A 14,816-nucleotide genomic window follows, 5' to 3' on the forward strand; every position below is an offset into this window, starting at 1 on the left:
TGGAGGCGAAGGCTCCAGATATATGGAATGACAGTTGCTGCGGGGCTTGGCCTCGCAGCTTCGGCACATGCGCAGACCCCGGATGACCTTGCCCCCTACAAGATGATCCGTTCGCTGCAATATGTGCAGGACACCGTTGTTCTCGGCGATCACTCGGCGATGGAAATGCAGCGCTTCCTGCTTTCGACGATCGACGAGCGGCTGCGCACGGCCGACACCAAGATCTTTGCCGATCCGCGCAACGTCGACGCGGCGCTTGTCTATGCGATGAGCGGGGGCAATCCGCAAACGCTCGAACTTCTCGTGAAGAAGGACGTTTCCGGCCACTTCGATCCGCGCATCACCGCCGCGGTGCGCAACTACGTGACCGGCCGCGGCGCCACCAATACGAAGTCGCTGGCGGAGATCTTTCCCGAGTACAAGAACCTCGAGATCGCCCCCTATCTGGCGCTGGTTTCGGCCAATTCCGTCCTGCGCAAGGATCCGACGCTGGCGCTCAGCTATTTCGACTGGGCGCGCCTGATTGCACCGGGTACACTTGTCGAGGAAGCCGCACTGCGCCGTTCGATTTACGTGGCTGAGCAGAACGGCATGGTGGAGAAGGGCGTTCTCTATTCCAGCCGCTACGCGCGACGCTTCCTGCGTTCGCCCTATGCGAGCCAGTTTGCGGATCTGTTCGTGAAGCTCGCCACCGAGCACTTCGAAGAGATCGGCGAGGATAAGATCCAGGAAATCCTGTCCTTCATGGACGCGCCGCGACAGCGCGAGGTTTACCTGCGCATGGCGCGCCTGTCGGCCATATCCGGCAAGGATCGGCTCGCCGCGATGGCGTCGGAGCGCGCCCAGGATCTGACTGCGGAAGGCGAAGAGGTGCCGCGAACGCTGGCAGACCTTTATTCCGGGCTTGTCTCCGTCTCCTCCTCCGATGTGGGCGCGGTAATGGAGAAGCTTGTCGCCATCCCTGACGATGACCTGTCGGCCAAGGACCGTGCCCTGAAGGAAGCCGCCCGCAGGGTGGCCGAGGAAGTCTTGCGCCCGCCCGTGCTGATCGATGAGGTGCCGGTGGTGGCACCTGCCGAAAGCGGCGTGGCGAGCGTCGGCACTGACAGCGTAAGCGAAGACGAACGAATGAGCCCGACGGCGGTCGCGGCGGAGCCCGCAGCGCCCGCGGCAGGGCTGCAGTCGGCTGCAGTCGGCGGTGAAACACAGGGTCAGGAACAGAAGGGCGATTCCGCAATCGACAGCTTCGTATCGACGAGCCGGTCGAAACTGGACGAGATCGACAAACTCCTGAAGGGAGAGGGCAGTTGAGCAGCATCGACACCAATTTAGTGAGCCAGCTCGATGGCAAGCGCTCCTATGGAGCAGCCAAATCCAGGTCGGACGGCGGTGACGGCAAATTTTCCGAAGCCTTCGACAATCTCGCCGGCAAAGGCGGAGCCAAGAACTCCATCACGCGCGAGGCTATTCTGGAAGGCGTCGCGAAGGCAGGCGGGGACGTGCTGCCTTCGCTCGCGTCGACCCCGATCCAGGGCCGCTTTGCGGCAGATGCCGGCAAGGAGGAGGTGCAGGCGCAGTTGCCCGGCACCGTCTCCGACGCCTCCGACATCGTCGATACGGTTCCAGCCCAGGCAGCGGCAAGCAATCTTCCTGATGCCGATATCCTTGCATTGGCGGCGGAGACCAAAGGAACGGTCTCCCGCCCCGCAGACGACCGCAAGACGCCCTCGGATGAGCCCGTCAGGTCCGATATCGATGGCGGTTATGACGGTCTTCTGGATATTCTGGCCGGCACCCCGGCGATAGCCGAACAGGCACAGAGTGCGGAACTCGCGCAGGCTGCCGCTTCAGTCGTTGTCCAGGGCGCACAGCAGCAGGTTGGCGACAATAGCGCAGCAACAGTGAATTCCGTTGAGGCCGGCGTCACAGAGCTGATGCTTGCCAATCTACCGGCCAGAGCGATCAAGGGCGGCGAAACTGGCGATGCAGCTTCCAGCCGCGCCCGCGCGCAATCGACCCATCTCGCCGGCGCGCCGCAGGCTGCGACAGCGTCAGCCATGGCGGCCGATGATGTCGCAAGCGCCGACGCTGCCATGGCGGTCGACGATGCTGCAGGCTCCGATGCAGATCAAGTCTTTCGGCTGGTTCGTTCCGATGGAAGGGCTCGGCCGGTCGAGATCGCCATCGGCGGAAACGGGGACGTGGCGGTGAAGGAGCAGGGTACGCCGGCTGCTAAGATCGAGGCCGTCACGGTCCTCGAGTCGCGCCGTTATCTCGGACTCGCGCCGAGCGGCAATGCGTCTGCGGTAACGTCGGCCATCGCGCACGATCCGACGCTGGCCTCCGCTCTGACGGCGGCGCAGGACGACAAGACCGGCAAGGTCGTCAATACGCTGAAGATCCAGTTGAGCCCGATCGACCTCGGTACGGTCACCGCGACGCTGCGGCTTCAGGGCGAGGCGCTGACGGTCGACCTGAAGGTCGAGACCGGCAAGGCCTACCGCAATCTCAGCGACGATCAGGATGCCATCATCAAGGCGCTGCGCGGCCATGGCTTTGCGGTGGACCAAATCAGCGTCCAGATGACCTCTTCCTCCGATCGCAGCGGCAGCACGGGGCAGGGCGATCCGCAGGCACAGTTCTCCGGCCAACAGCAGGCGCGCGAGGGCGGCAGCCAGCAGCAGGGCGGCAATGCCCGTCAGGCGGATACCAAGGCATTCAACGAGGGAACGTCGCATGATTACGGCCAGACGGACGGCTCTTCTGGCGCTAACCAGTCTCGCGGCTCTGGCGGCGTCTATCTGTAGCGCTCAGGCGGCGGTCGGTAGCTGTGAAAAAGAGATCCTCGCGGCAGCTTCGAAATACGACATTCCCGCCGGCATCCTCTATTCGGTCGGTCTCACGGAGACCGGCCGTAAAGGGTCGCTGCAGCCTTACGCACTGAACATCGAGGGCAAGGCCTATTTCGCAAGCAGCGAGCGCGAGGCCTTGCAGCGCTTCCAGCAGGCGCGCGCGAGCGGTGCCAAGCTGATCGACCTCGGCTGCATGCAGATCAATTATCATTTCCATGGGGCCGAGTTTTCCTCGCCCACGGAGATGCTCAATCCCCGCCGCAACGTCGAGTATGCTGCACGCTTTCTGTCGGAGCTGAGGGACCGTCACGAGACTTGGACGATGGCGGTGGCACGCTATCACGCTGGTCCGAACAATGATCCGGCACAGAAGCGTTACGTCTGCCGGGTGATCGCGAACCTCGTCGCGACCGGCTACGGAAGCTGGACGAATAACGCTCGCGCCTTCTGCCGATAATACAATCGTTGATTGATAATGGTGTCGTTTAACAAATGTGGCGGCAATGCGCGCGCTTTGTGGCTGGCAAGTCCGGATCGCGGTCGCGCGTTAACTTTTCCACCAGAAAATAGTCGAATCCTCGCGAGTGCCTACTACATCTAGTGCAAATCGCCCCCCTATGGTTAATCAATTATTAAATAATCCGGATGATTTTATGTAATTGCCGCTGAATCCCACGATTCGTACCACTTTATTAACGAAGCACCACACTGATTCGGAGGCGGACGAATGATCGTAGTGGTTGATGAGCGCGAGCTCGTTAAGGACGGTTACACATCACTTTTTGGACGCGAGGGCGTACCCTCGACGGGCTTTGATCCGAAGGAATTCGGAGAATGGGTCAACTCGGCGGCCGACAGCGATCTGGAGGCCGTCGAGGCGTTCCTGATCGGGCAGGGACAGCAGTCGCTGGAACTGCCACGGGCGATCCGCGACCGGTCCCAGGCACCGGTTATCGCCGTGAGCGACAGCCCTTCACTGGAAACCACGCTGGCCTTTTTCGATTGCGGCGTCGATGATGTCGTCCGCAAGCCGGTCCACCCGCGGGAAATCCTGGCACGGGCTGCCGCCATCCGGCGACGCCTGAAGGCTCTTGCCAATCACACCGACATCGGTCCGATACGTGTCTTCTCCGACGGTCGCGATCCCGAGATCGAGGGGAGTGTGTTTCCCCTGCCGCGTCGCGAGCGCCGCATCCTGGAATATTTGGTCGCTAATCGCGGCCGGCGTCTGTCCAAGACCCAGATCTTCAACGCCATCTACGGCATTTTCGACGAGGACGTCGAAGAGAACGTCGTCGAGAGCCACATCAGCAAATTGCGCAAGAAGCTGCGCAAGAAGCTCGGTTTCGATCCGATCGATTCGAAGCGTTTCCTCGGCTACTGCATCGATTGGAACTGAATTCAGCGCGGGCCGCTCGCGGCCCGCAGCAACCGGCGGGATCGGCGGTGAAACAAGCCGCAGACAGCCTCACGCAAGGCCCGCCTCCTACTCTCAGCCCGAAATTCGAATAGCGAGGAATCAGCATGAGCCTCTACGGTACTATGAGAACCGGCGTCTCCGGCATGAACGCCCAGGCAAATCGCCTGAGCACGGTTGCCGACAACATCGCCAACGCCAACACGACCGGCTACAAGAAAGCCTCAACCCAGTTTTCCTCGCTCATCCTGCCGACCACGGGCGGTGCGTACAATTCCGGTGGCGTCACCACCGACGTGCGCTACTCGATCTCCGCGCAGGGCACCTTCACCTACACGACCTCGGCCACCGATCTCGCGATCAACGGCAGCGGCTTCTTCATCGTGAAGGGCTCCGACGGTGCCGAATACCTGACGCGCGCCGGCGCATTCACTCCCATGGATGACGGTACTCTGCGAAACACCGCAGGCTACACACTGATGGGCTACGAATACTCGTCCACGGCCGATCCGACGATCGTCATCAACGGCTATGACGGTCTTTCCGAGATCAACCTGAAATCGGGTTCGCTGACCGCGACGCCCTCCACCTCCGGCTCGCTGGACGTCAACCTGCCCTCCAACGAGGAGCATCCCTACACCAAGGCCACCTCGCTGGTCGCCTATGACAGCCTTGGAAACTCTCGTAAGCTGGACTTCACATATTCGACCACCGCTACTGCCGGCGAGTGGAACCTCACGGTCACCTATACCGACCCGGACACCGGAACGCCTCAGACGCTTGCGGCACAGACGCTGAACTTCAACTCGGCGGGCGAACTTGTGACGCCGGCAAGTGGCGTTATCTCGACGAGCAGCCTCACCTTCGGCACCGGCACCGGCGCTTCCGTGCTGAGCGGGCTGGACATCTCGATCGGCGCCACCACGCAGCTCGCGGCGGACTTCTCCGCCGACGGCGACATCGACGGCAGTGGTCCGAGCGAGATTTCCGGATACGAGATCAGCTCCGACGGCATCGTCTCCCTGAAGTACGACAACGGCGACCTGATTCCGAAGTTCCGTATTGCGATGGCCAACGTCCAGAGCCCGGACAACCTGACGCCGCTCGCAGGCAACGTCTATTCGCAGAGCAACGACTCGGGCGTCATCGTCATGGGGTACGCCGGCAACAGCGGTTACGGCTCGATCCTTTCGGGCGCACTGGAAGACTCCAACGTCGATATCGCCGAGGAGCTCACCAGCATGATCGAATCGCAGCGCAACTACACGGCCAACTCGAAGGTCTTCCAGACCGGTTCCGAACTGATGGAAGTTCTCGTCAACCTGGTACGCTGACGGGAACCGCAATTTCAATAGAACGGTAGGTTGAATACGATGTCGCTTTCTACGGCAATCAAGATTGCCCAGTCCAGCTTTTCGAACACGGCGCTTCAAACCGCCGTGGCCTCGAACAACATTGCCAACGCAAGCAACACCGCATACAGCCGCCGTTCCGCGGTTCTGGCCTCCTCGGGCAATGGCGCCACTGTCGTCCACACCATCCGCGCCCAGAACGACGCCCTGCAGAAGCAGAACCTGCTCAGCATTTCCAAATCCTACGCCCAGGATACGACCCTGGCGGGGCTGGAGCGCCTGAAGGGAATCCTGGGCGGCGACGACTATGAGCTGTCGACGGCCAGCTACCTCGCGACCTTGCGCGACAATCTCCAGACCTTTGCCGACAAGCCGAGCGAGCAGTCACTCGCCGAGACGGTCGTCGCCAACGCCGTCGACGTGGCGAATTCGCTGAATTCGGCCACCACAGCCGTGCAGCAGCTGCGCGCGGAAGCCGATGCCGACATCGCCACTGCGGTCACCGAGCTCAACCGTCTGCTCTCCGAGTTCAAGACCGCCAACGACAAGATCAAGGCGGGAACGGCGGCAGGGCAGGATGTCAACGATGCGCTCGACCAGCGCGACAAGCTGCTGAGCCAGATATCGGAAATCGTTGGTGTTACCGCCAACGTTCGCAGCAACAACGACATGGTGCTCTATACGAGCGACGGCACCACCTTGTTCGAAACCGTCCCGCGAACCGTCACCTTCACGCCGACGGCCACCTACTCGGCCACGACGACGGGCAACAAGATCTACGTCGATGGTGTTGCACTCAATCCGGGCACTGGCGGCAATACCAGCGGCCAGGGCACGCTTTCGGCGCTGCTGCAGGTGCGCGACGACATCGCGCCCACCTTCCAGACGCAGCTCGACGAAATGGCGCGCGCCGTCATCTCGATGTTCCAGGACAACGGTCAGCCCGGTCTCTTCACCTGGATCGACGGCTCTACCCAGTCGACGGTTGTTCCCGGAACGCTGACGTCGGGGCTCGCTGGTTCGCTTGTCGTCAATCCGGCGCTCATTACTGCCAGCGGCGGCGATCCGATGAAGCTGCGCGATGGCGTCAATCTCGATCAGAATACGGGCAACGACGCCAGCTACTCGACGCTCCTCGACAAGTATGCGGCCGCCTTCACGACAACGATGTCCTTCGACGTCGCCGCCGGGGTCGATACCTCGGCGAACCTGCTCAATTTTGCCACGTCCTCGATCGGCTGGGTGGAGCAGTTGCGCAGCGCCGCCGTGACCGCCGGTGACGACAAGAGCGCTCTCCTGTCGCGGACGCAATCGGCTTTGCAGAACGTGACGGCGGTCAGTCTCGACGAGGAACTGGCGCTGCTTCTCGACCTCGAACAATCCTACAAGGCTTCGGCGAAACTCGTGGCTGCGGTTGACGAGATGATGACCGCTCTCCTCCAGGCAGCAGGCTGATTTCATGAAGACGTCTTTCGTATCCAATATGACCATGCAGAGCACCATGCTTCGGACAATCGCCGAAGCGCAGAAGGAGCTCATGGCGAAGCAGAAGGAGACCGTCACCGGCCGCCACGCCGATATCGGTGCGGTGCTCGGCGCGAAGACGGCGCGTACGCTCAATATGCATCGCGATCTGCAGCGCCTCGAATCGCTGCTCAGCACCAACTCGCTGACCACGCAGCGCCTCGCAGCCTCGCAGGAAGCGTTGGGGCAGATTTCGGAAGCCGCAAACTCGGTGATGGAGAATCTGGTCGGCTTCTCCGGCACCGAAGCCCAGGATCAGCTGGATCGCACCAAGGAGACGTTTGCCAGCGCGATTTCGCTGTTCACCAATGCGGCGAATACCTCCTTCAGCGGCGAGTATCTCCTGTCGGGCATCAACACCGACGTCATGCCGGTGAACAACTACCTGGATTCGGGCTCGACGGCGAAGGCGACCTTCGATCAGGCCTTCTTCGATTTCTTCGGCTTCGACCAGTCCGACGCCCAGGTGGCATCGATTTCCGCCGACGACATGAACGACTTCATGTCGGAACTCGAAACGATGTTCATGGATACCAGCCCGACCGGAACCTGGGCCACCGACTGGTCCAACGCATCCGACCAGAACATGACGAGCCGGATCAGCAACTCTGAAGTCATCCAGAGCTCGACCAATGCCAATACCGACGGCATGCGCATGTTCGCACTCGGCACGGTCATCGGCTACGAACTTCTGAACCTTGGCCTCAGCGCCGATACCCGCAAGGCTGTGAGCGACACGTCGCTCGCCTACATCGGTTCGGCCATCACGGGAATTGACGGCGAGCGCTCCACGCTCGGCGTGTCGCAGGCCCGGGTAAAGCAGGCGACGACCTCGCTCGAGGCGCAGTCCTCTATCCTGAGCAACAGCATCAACAATCTCGAAAAGGTCGATACCAACGAGACCGCGACGCGGATCACGACCCTCGAGACGCAGCTCGAACTCGCCTACACGCTGACGGGCCGCCTGCAGAACATGAGCCTGGTCAACTATCTCTGATGATCAGAGATGCGATGACAAACATGAAGGGTGTCTAAATGTACCAGTTCTCGTATGTCGAGATCATGGAGGACGGTGTCGAAACCGCCCGAAGCCGGGAGCGTCAGGTTCTCGACCGTTCCCTCGACCTTCTCCGGAAGGCCGCGCAGGCGGACGGTTACGGCAGGGACACGATCGAAGCCGTCTACTTCACGCGGCGCGTCTGGATCCGCTTCGTCGAGGATCTCGGCAATCCGGAGAACATGCTCGACCAGGAGTTGCGCGCCAATCTCATTTCAATTGCTATCTGGATCTTGGGGGAACTCGACCGCATCCGCAAGCGCGAGTCGACGAATATCCAGGGCATCATCGATATAACCACCATCATCAGGGATGGAATAAAATGAAGAGCACTCTGCGTATCTCACTGAAGTCGGGTGAGCGCATTTTCGTCAACGGGGCGGTCCTGCGGGTCGATCGGAAGGTCGCGCTGGAATTCCTGAACGATGTCACCTTCCTGCTGGAGAACCACGTCCTTCAGCCCGAACAGGCGACGACGCCGCTGCGCCAGCTCTATTTCATCGCACAGATGATCCTGATCAATCCGGACGGCGCGGAGCAATCGACGGCGATCTTCCGCAAGTCGGTCATCATGCTCCTCAACTGCTTCCGCGACGATCAGGTGCTGGCCGAGCTGAAGCGCATCGACGGCCTCGTCACGCAGGGACGCGCCTTCGAAGCGCTCAAGGCGATCCGCGGGCTGTATCCGATCGAGGACCGGATCCTCAACAATCATGAGATCACACCGGCGACGGTGGAGCACATCCGCAAGGAGATCGCGATATGGTAGACGCAGTCGGCGCGACCACATACTCCGGATATACCCCGGGCGCTTCGGCGACGGAATCTGGCAGCGACGCCAAGACCGCGACCTTGAACTACGAGAGCTTTCTCAAGCTGCTCGTGGCGCAGTTGAAGAACCAGGATCCCACGGAGCCAATGGACCCAACCCAGCAGATGGCGCAGCTTGCGACCTTCTCGCAGGTGGAGCAGACCATCAAGACCAACACGAACCTGGAAAGCCTCCTGCAGCGCACGTCGCTCCAGGAAGCCAATTCCGTGATCGGCCGGACGATAACGAGCGAGGATGGCAAGATTTCAGGTGTCGTCAAGGAAGTCACGTTGTATACGGATGGCATCGTGGCAACGCTTGATTCGGGCGAAAAGCTGGTCGTCGGTCCGGGCGTAAAGGTGAAGTAAATCCACTATGAATGAGGCTGACGCCCTCGATATCGCGCAGGCGGCGATCTGGACCGTGATCGTTGCGGCAGGACCGGCCGTCCTTGCGGCGATGATCGTCGGCGTCGTCATAGCCTTCATCCAGGCGTTGACCCAGGTCCAGGAAGTCACGCTCACTTTCGTTCCGAAGATCCTGGCGGTTCTGGTTACCGTCGCCATTTCTGCGCCTTTCATCGGGGCGCAGATTTCTATTTTCAGCGGCATTATCTTCTCGCGCATCGAGACCGGCTTCTAGAGTCCGTCAGTCTTTCGTCGACGCTGCCACCCTCGCGCAAGTTTCGCGGGATAGAGGTCGGGGCAGCATCGCGGTCCTTGCGGACCGCTCCTCTCATGACGAGACGGGACGATAATGGCACAGGTACCTTCACTCTCCATCCCCAAGGTCAATCCGAGCGGACGTGACATCGCCTTTGCGATGGGCATCATCGCCATTCTCTCGATCCTGTTCCTGCCGATCCCGCCGTTCCTGATCGACATGGGGCTGGCGTTTTCCATCGCCTTCTCCGTGCTGATCCTGATGGTGTCGCTGTGGATCCAGCGGCCGCTCGATTTCTCGTCCTTTCCGACGATCCTCCTGATCGCGACGATGATCCGGCTGGCGCTGAACATTGCCACCACGCGCGTGATCCTGTCGCACGGCCACCAGGGGCATGATGCGGCCGGCAGCGTCATCGCAGGCTTTGCCAACCTCGTCATGTCCGGCGATTTCGTCATCGGTCTGATCGTCTTCCTCATCCTGATCACGGTGAACTTCATCGTCATCACCAAGGGTGCGACGCGTATCGCCGAAGTCGGCGCCCGCTTCACCCTCGACGCCATCCCCGGCAAGCAGATGTCGATCGACGCGGACCTGTCCGCCGGCTTGATCGACGAGAAGGAAGCCCAGCGCCGCCGGCGCGAACTGGAGGACGAAAGCTCTTTCTTCGGTTCGATGGACGGTGCATCGAAATTCGTCCGCGGTGACGCCATCGCAGGCCTGATCATTACCGCGATCAATGTCTTCGGCGGCATCATCATCGGTTATTTCCGCCATGGCATGGAGATCGGCGAGGCGGCCGACGTCTTCGTCAAGCTGTCGGTCGGCGACGGCGTCGTCTCTCAGATCCCGGCACTCATCGTCTCTTTGGCGGCAGGTCTCCTCGTATCGCGCGGCAGCGCCCCCGGCTCCACCGACCAGGCGGTCGTCAACCAGCTGAGCGGCTATCCGCGCGCCCTTATGGTCGCCGCGGGCCTGATGGTACTTTTGGCGGTCATGCCCGGCCTGCCGTTCCTGCCCTTCATCGTCCTGGGCGGCATCATGGGCTTTGGCGCCTGGGCCATCCCGCGCCGCCTGGAGGAAGAAAACAAACTGCGCCGCGAGCAGGAAGCCAAGAACGCGATGCAGACGAAGGAGGCCGACAAGGATTCGGTCAAATCGGCGCTCAGGACGGCCGAGATCGAACTTCTGCTCGGCAAGCAGGTCTCGACACGTCTTCTCGGCGCCCATCAGGAACTCGCCTTCCGGGTCGGCAAGATGCGCAAGAAGTTCGCCACCCAGTACGGCTTCGTCGTTCCGGAGATCAAGGTCTCCGACGATATCTCGGTCGCCGACAAGGCCTACCACATTCGCATTCACGGCACGACGGTGGCTTCGAATGTCGTGCGCGTCGGCGAGGTTCTCGTGGTCACAGGCGGCGGCCGCAAGCCGAGCGCTCCCGGCGACGAAATCCGGGAGCCCGCATTCGGCATGCCGGCCGTGTCGATCCTCGAAACCTTCGCCGAAGACGTCCGTCGTGAAGGTTTCCATCCGATCGACAACGTTTCCGTCGTGCTGACGCACCTGTCGGAGGTCATCCGCAACAACCTGCCGCAGCTTCTGTCCTACAAGGACGTGAAGATCCTCATCGAGCGGCTGGATCCCGAGTACCGCAAGCTTGCCGACGAGATCTGCTCCTCGCACATGTCCTATTCCGGGCTGCAGGCGGTGCTGAAGCTGCTTCTGGCCGAGCGCGTCTCGATCCGCAACCTGCACCTCATCCTCGAAGCGGTCGCCGAACTCGCCCCGCATGTTCGCAAGACCGAGCAGATCGTCGAGCACGTCCGCATCCGCATGGCGCAGCAGATCTGCGGCGACCTTGCAGAGAACGGCGTGCTGCCCGTGCTGCGCCTCGGCAACCGCTGGGACATGGTCTTCCACCAGGCGCTCAAGCGCGATGCCAAGGGCGAAGTCGTCGAATTCGACATCGATCCGCGGCAGCTTGAGGAGTTCAGCGAGCAGGCAACGAAAGTTATCCGTGAATTCCTCGACCGGGGAACGCCTTTCGTGCTGGTCACGTCGCCCGAATCCCGTACTTATGTGCGCATGATCATCGAACGCCTCTTCGCCACCCTGCCGGTCCTCTCTCACGTCGAACTCGCCAAGGGCATCGAGATAAAGATCCTCGGCTCGATCTCATGATCACCGATCCGCAGGGCACGGTACTGGCCTTGTTCGCCGCCTTCTGCCGTGTCGGCGGATGCTTCATGCTGCTGCCGGGCTTCGCCTCCGCGCGCCTGCCCATGCAGATCCGTCTGTTCGTTGCCGTCGCGGTGTCGATGGGCATCCTGCCGATCCTCTGGGACACGATCTATCCCAAGACGCAGGGCACCACGATGGGCTACATCCAGCTGATCGGCTTCGAGACGCTGACCGGTGCCGTCATCGGCCTGATCACCCGCTACTACGTGCTGGGTCTGCAGTTCGCCGGCACGGTGCTGACGATGATGATCGGCTTCAACGCGCCGCCCTCGCAAGACGTGCTCGAGGACGCCCAGGAAAACCAGCTGACGAACCTGATCAGCTTTGCCGGTCTGATGGCGCTGTTCATGCTGAATTTCCATCACATCGTCTTCCGGGCGTTGGTCGATTCCTATACGGCGATCCCGATGGGCGGCTTCAATCCGCAGAGCGCGCTGATAACGCTGACCGATACCCTGGTCGAGACCTTCATCATCATGCTGCGCTTGGCGAGCCCCTTCATCATCTACGGCTTGCTGTTCAATGTTTCCGTGGGCTTGATCAACAAGCTGGCGCCGCAGATGCCGATCTATTTCATCTCGCTGCCCTACATCATCTTCGGCGGCCTGTTCCTCGTCTATTTCGGTATTTCCTCGCTGCTGGAGATTTTCGTCAACGGCTTCGTGCCGGTCTTCGAAGGACGCTGAGAAACGACCATGACCAAGCGATCCGACAAGCTCAAGCGTCTGGTGTCTGTCCAGCGCCACCTCGAGCAGATGGCGGAGATGGACCTGGCGGCGACCACCCAGCAGCGCCAGGAGGTAACGGAGACCATGGACGCCGTCGCTGGCGCCATCAGCTCGCTCAACCCCGTTCACCGCAATTTTTCCGGCATCTACGCCGCCCAGATCGGCAAGCTGCGCCACAAGGACGTGATGCTGGCCGGTGTCCAGCAGATGCACGAAATGCGAATCATGCGCGAACGCACGAAGGGCGATCGCCTTGAAGAGCAGATGCGCGACGCGCGTAGCGCCGAGGATCGCGAAGCGGCCGACAATGCCGTCTACGACCTCATCGACCAGTTCATCGCCCATGGCGACGGCCCCGATCGCTGATTCCGTTTCGAAAAAATTCCCGATCGCTTCAAGCAGTACAGGCCACCCGGAGGTGCTGACGCGTGCCTTCGGGCGGATTTGTGTCGGCCAGCGTCCCGCCTGGCGCCGATCCTGGGGATGCATTTCACGAGATCAGCCTCCCGTAAGGTTGAGAAGCGATAGTCGCAGCCGAGACGAAGGATGAAAGCCCACCATCTGGGCCGTGCTCCGGTCGGCGTGCCAACGCCTATCGAGCCGGCGGTTCGGGATCTTCGCGATGAACTGTAGGCGGTCTGCCATGATGGCGGGCAGTCTCCGAGATACCCGAGAGGCAAAGAACCGTGGCAATTTCACCCCCCAGTGATCTGGTGCTTGATGTCGTGCGGGCGGCCGATCCTGCATCCGTGCAGGAGGCGCAGGCCAAGCTCAAATCCAACCGCGCGAGCTTCGAGGCGAACAGCCTTGCCGACGCAGGCGCCGGATTCGGCGCGGCCGTCAGCATCCTGAACCGCGATTCGACGGCGTCGGCAGCGACGGGCGCGAGCGGCGTTTCCGCCAACAAGGCGATCCCGGAGACCTATCGCAAGTTCGAGGCGATGGTTCTGCAGAACTTCGTGAAGTCGATGCTGCCCGCCGACAGCGAAGATGTCTACGGCAAGGGAACAGCAGGTGAGATCTGGCGGGGCATGATGGCCGAGCAGATCGGCGACGTCATCTCGAAAAGCGGCGGCATCGGCATTGCCGCCAGCCTGACCAAGGACAACCAGAAGAAAAGCGCTTCCGGCGCCGACATTGCAGTGATCGACCCGAACGCGCAGCGCGTCTCGACCGCAATGGTGCAGGAGCTTCAGCGCAACACATTCGCCGGCGTTGAGCGCGGCGACAACAACAACGACAACAAGACAGCTTGATCGGAGGATATAAAATGGACATGGCAACGAACGATCTCCGCATCCGCACGGTACTGAACCGGCTTGAGAACATCGTTGACGCGGAGAACGCCGGCATTGGCGTCGATCCCAAGTTCGATCTGCAGACTTCCAACGCGCACAAGAGCCGCTGCCTCTATGAGCTGTCGATGCTTTCGCGCGACGTCGCGGCGGAAATGATGCCGCGCTCGTTCGGGCCGCAGATGCAGAACCTGCGTGAGAAGCTCACTGTGAACGCGCAGCGGATCGCCGCACATCTCGAAGCCGCCCGCGCGGTCGTCCAGCTCCTCAAGGACGCGGTGCGTGAGCAGGAAGCCGACGGCACCTATTCGCAGGAACAGTTCCGCCTGGGGTACCAGCCGTGATCAAATTGATCCTCACCGGCGTCTGGATCTGCGTTCTTACGCTGGGTTCGGTGTACTTCTCCATGCAGATGGCGGCCGCGCCGAGGGTCGATGATGAGGCCGCCGCCCGCGCGGCGGCGATGGAGCTCCTCAAGGGCGGGCAGGCGACGATTCCGGTCATATCGGACGGTGCGGTGAAGGGGTATTTCCTGACGCGGCTGTCCTATACCGCGAACAAGGAACTGGCCGCCAAGCAGGTGCTGCCGATCAACGAAGCGCTCACCGACGAGCTCTATTCGCTGCTGGTCGGCGAGCGCCTGATCGACGTCAGCAAGCTCGACCGTTTCGACGTCGATGCCTTCCGGACCCGTGTCAGGGAAGGGCTGAACAAACGCTTCGGCGACGAGGTGATCGACGAGGTACTGGTGGAGCAGATCGACTACATCGCCAAGGTCGAGGTCGGCGTGAAACCGACGCGCCAAGGAACGGCCATCGTTCGAAACGAAGCTGCCGGCGAGGCGGCGTCCTCCGAAACACCCGGGCATTGACGCCT

At 61.4% G+C, this 14,816-nt stretch carries 17 protein-coding genes; all 17 read left to right on the forward strand.

Annotation, left to right across the window (positions count from 1 at the left end; genetic code table 11):
* Positions 1 to 27: 27 nt before the first annotated feature.
* The 17 genes from motC to HV823_RS07025 all read left to right on the forward strand — a co-directional run bounded on the left by motC (position 28) and on the right by HV823_RS07025 (position 14,811).
* Complete coding sequence (gene motC, locus HV823_RS06945; protein ID WP_246300952.1) at positions 28 to 1,311, forward strand: chemotaxis protein MotC; 1,284 nt, start codon at positions 28 to 30, stop codon at positions 1,309 to 1,311.
* Positions 1,308 to 2,807 carry a flagellar hook-length control protein FliK gene (gene fliK / locus HV823_RS06950; protein WP_176948996.1) on the forward strand — a complete coding sequence of 500 codons (1,500 nt, stop codon included), beginning with the start codon at positions 1,308 to 1,310 and terminating at the stop codon, positions 2,805 to 2,807. Before motC ends, fliK begins: the two co-directional genes overlap by 4 nt.
* A complete protein-coding gene (locus HV823_RS06955) occupies positions 2,737 to 3,309 on the forward strand; it encodes a transglycosylase SLT domain-containing protein (protein WP_176948997.1) in 573 nt (190 codons plus the stop codon). Before fliK ends, HV823_RS06955 begins: the two co-directional genes overlap by 71 nt.
* A 270-nt stretch (positions 3,310 to 3,579) precedes the next feature.
* The gene (rem, locus tag HV823_RS06960; RefSeq protein WP_176948998.1) at positions 3,580 to 4,251 is read left to right on the forward strand and encodes a transcriptional activator Rem; all 672 of its coding nucleotides are present in this window, start codon (positions 3,580 to 3,582) and stop codon (positions 4,249 to 4,251) included.
* Positions 4,252 to 4,376: 125 nt separating this feature from the next.
* Positions 4,377 to 5,603 carry a flagellar hook protein FlgE gene (locus tag HV823_RS06965; protein WP_176948999.1) on the forward strand — a complete coding sequence of 409 codons (1,227 nt, stop codon included), beginning with the start codon at positions 4,377 to 4,379 and terminating at the stop codon, positions 5,601 to 5,603.
* 39 nt (positions 5,604 to 5,642) lie between these two features.
* Positions 5,643 to 7,076, forward strand: coding sequence for a flagellar hook-associated protein FlgK (gene flgK / locus HV823_RS06970; RefSeq protein ID WP_176949000.1), 1,434 nt, complete (start codon positions 5,643 to 5,645; stop codon positions 7,074 to 7,076).
* A 4-nt stretch (positions 7,077 to 7,080) separates the two neighbouring features.
* A complete protein-coding gene (locus HV823_RS06975) occupies positions 7,081 to 8,142 on the forward strand; it encodes a flagellar hook-associated family protein (RefSeq protein WP_176949001.1) in 1,062 nt (353 codons plus the stop codon).
* Between the two features lie 38 nt (positions 8,143 to 8,180).
* A complete protein-coding gene (flaF, locus tag HV823_RS06980; RefSeq protein ID WP_176949002.1) occupies positions 8,181 to 8,528 on the forward strand; it encodes a flagellar biosynthesis regulator FlaF in 348 nt (115 codons plus the stop codon).
* A complete protein-coding gene (gene flbT / locus HV823_RS06985; protein WP_176949003.1) occupies positions 8,525 to 8,971 on the forward strand; it encodes a flagellar biosynthesis repressor FlbT in 447 nt (148 codons plus the stop codon). Before flaF ends, flbT begins: the two co-directional genes overlap by 4 nt.
* Positions 8,965 to 9,381 carry a flagellar hook assembly protein FlgD gene (flgD, locus tag HV823_RS06990; RefSeq protein ID WP_097141960.1) on the forward strand — a complete coding sequence of 139 codons (417 nt, stop codon included), beginning with the start codon at positions 8,965 to 8,967 and terminating at the stop codon, positions 9,379 to 9,381. The genes flbT and flgD overlap by 7 nt, the downstream gene beginning before the upstream one ends.
* Before the next feature lie 7 nt (positions 9,382 to 9,388).
* Positions 9,389 to 9,655, forward strand: coding sequence for a flagellar biosynthetic protein FliQ (locus HV823_RS06995; protein WP_097141961.1), 267 nt, complete (start codon positions 9,389 to 9,391; stop codon positions 9,653 to 9,655).
* Between the two features lie 114 nt (positions 9,656 to 9,769).
* Positions 9,770 to 11,857, forward strand: a complete 2,088-nt coding sequence (gene flhA / locus HV823_RS07000) for a flagellar biosynthesis protein FlhA (RefSeq protein WP_176949004.1) — start codon at positions 9,770 to 9,772, stop codon at positions 11,855 to 11,857.
* Positions 11,854 to 12,603 carry a flagellar biosynthetic protein FliR gene (gene fliR, locus HV823_RS07005; protein WP_176949005.1) on the forward strand — a complete coding sequence of 250 codons (750 nt, stop codon included), beginning with the start codon at positions 11,854 to 11,856 and terminating at the stop codon, positions 12,601 to 12,603. The genes flhA and fliR overlap by 4 nt, the downstream gene beginning before the upstream one ends.
* A 9-nt stretch (positions 12,604 to 12,612) precedes the next feature.
* Positions 12,613 to 13,011 carry a hypothetical protein gene (locus HV823_RS07010; RefSeq protein WP_176949006.1) on the forward strand — a complete coding sequence of 133 codons (399 nt, stop codon included), beginning with the start codon at positions 12,613 to 12,615 and terminating at the stop codon, positions 13,009 to 13,011.
* A 320-nt stretch (positions 13,012 to 13,331) separates the two neighbouring features.
* Complete coding sequence (locus HV823_RS07015; protein ID WP_176949007.1) at positions 13,332 to 13,901, forward strand: rod-binding protein; 570 nt, start codon at positions 13,332 to 13,334, stop codon at positions 13,899 to 13,901.
* Between the two features lie 14 nt (positions 13,902 to 13,915).
* Complete coding sequence (locus HV823_RS07020; protein ID WP_176949008.1) at positions 13,916 to 14,284, forward strand: hypothetical protein; 369 nt, start codon at positions 13,916 to 13,918, stop codon at positions 14,282 to 14,284.
* Positions 14,281 to 14,811, forward strand: a complete 531-nt coding sequence (locus HV823_RS07025; RefSeq protein ID WP_176949009.1) for a hypothetical protein — start codon at positions 14,281 to 14,283, stop codon at positions 14,809 to 14,811. Before HV823_RS07020 ends, HV823_RS07025 begins: the two co-directional genes overlap by 4 nt.
* The last annotated feature ends 5 nt before the right edge of the window (positions 14,812 to 14,816 follow it).

It is taken from the genome of Mycoplana rhizolycopersici (genome assembly GCF_013378445.1).
In the GTDB taxonomy this organism is placed as follows: Bacteria; Pseudomonadota; Alphaproteobacteria; order Rhizobiales; family Rhizobiaceae; genus Mycoplana; species Mycoplana rhizolycopersici.

Bases quoted from the DNA above. Each gene is read 5' to 3' on its own strand.
- motC (WP_246300952.1), top strand. From the start codon at position 28: ATGACAGTTGCTGCGGGGCTTGGCCTCGCAGCTTCGGCACATGCGCAG.
- HV823_RS06955 (WP_176948997.1), top strand. From the start codon at position 2,737: ATGATTACGGCCAGACGGACGGCTCTTCTGGCGCTAACCAGTCTCGCG.
- rem (WP_176948998.1), top strand. From the start codon at position 3,580: ATGATCGTAGTGGTTGATGAGCGCGAGCTCGTTAAGGACGGTTACACA.
- HV823_RS06965 (WP_176948999.1), top strand. From the start codon at position 4,377: ATGAGCCTCTACGGTACTATGAGAACCGGCGTCTCCGGCATGAACGCC.
- flgK (WP_176949000.1), top strand. From the start codon at position 5,643: ATGTCGCTTTCTACGGCAATCAAGATTGCCCAGTCCAGCTTTTCGAAC.
- HV823_RS06975 (WP_176949001.1), top strand. From the start codon at position 7,081: ATGAAGACGTCTTTCGTATCCAATATGACCATGCAGAGCACCATGCTT.
- flaF (WP_176949002.1), top strand. From the start codon at position 8,181: ATGTACCAGTTCTCGTATGTCGAGATCATGGAGGACGGTGTCGAAACC.
- flbT (WP_176949003.1), top strand. From the start codon at position 8,525: ATGAAGAGCACTCTGCGTATCTCACTGAAGTCGGGTGAGCGCATTTTC.
- flgD (WP_097141960.1), top strand. From the start codon at position 8,965: ATGGTAGACGCAGTCGGCGCGACCACATACTCCGGATATACCCCGGGC.
- HV823_RS06995 (WP_097141961.1), top strand. From the start codon at position 9,389: ATGAATGAGGCTGACGCCCTCGATATCGCGCAGGCGGCGATCTGGACC.
- flhA (WP_176949004.1), top strand. From the start codon at position 9,770: ATGGCACAGGTACCTTCACTCTCCATCCCCAAGGTCAATCCGAGCGGA.
- fliR (WP_176949005.1), top strand. From the start codon at position 11,854: ATGATCACCGATCCGCAGGGCACGGTACTGGCCTTGTTCGCCGCCTTC.
- HV823_RS07010 (WP_176949006.1), top strand. From the start codon at position 12,613: ATGACCAAGCGATCCGACAAGCTCAAGCGTCTGGTGTCTGTCCAGCGC.
- HV823_RS07020 (WP_176949008.1), top strand. From the start codon at position 13,916: ATGGACATGGCAACGAACGATCTCCGCATCCGCACGGTACTGAACCGG.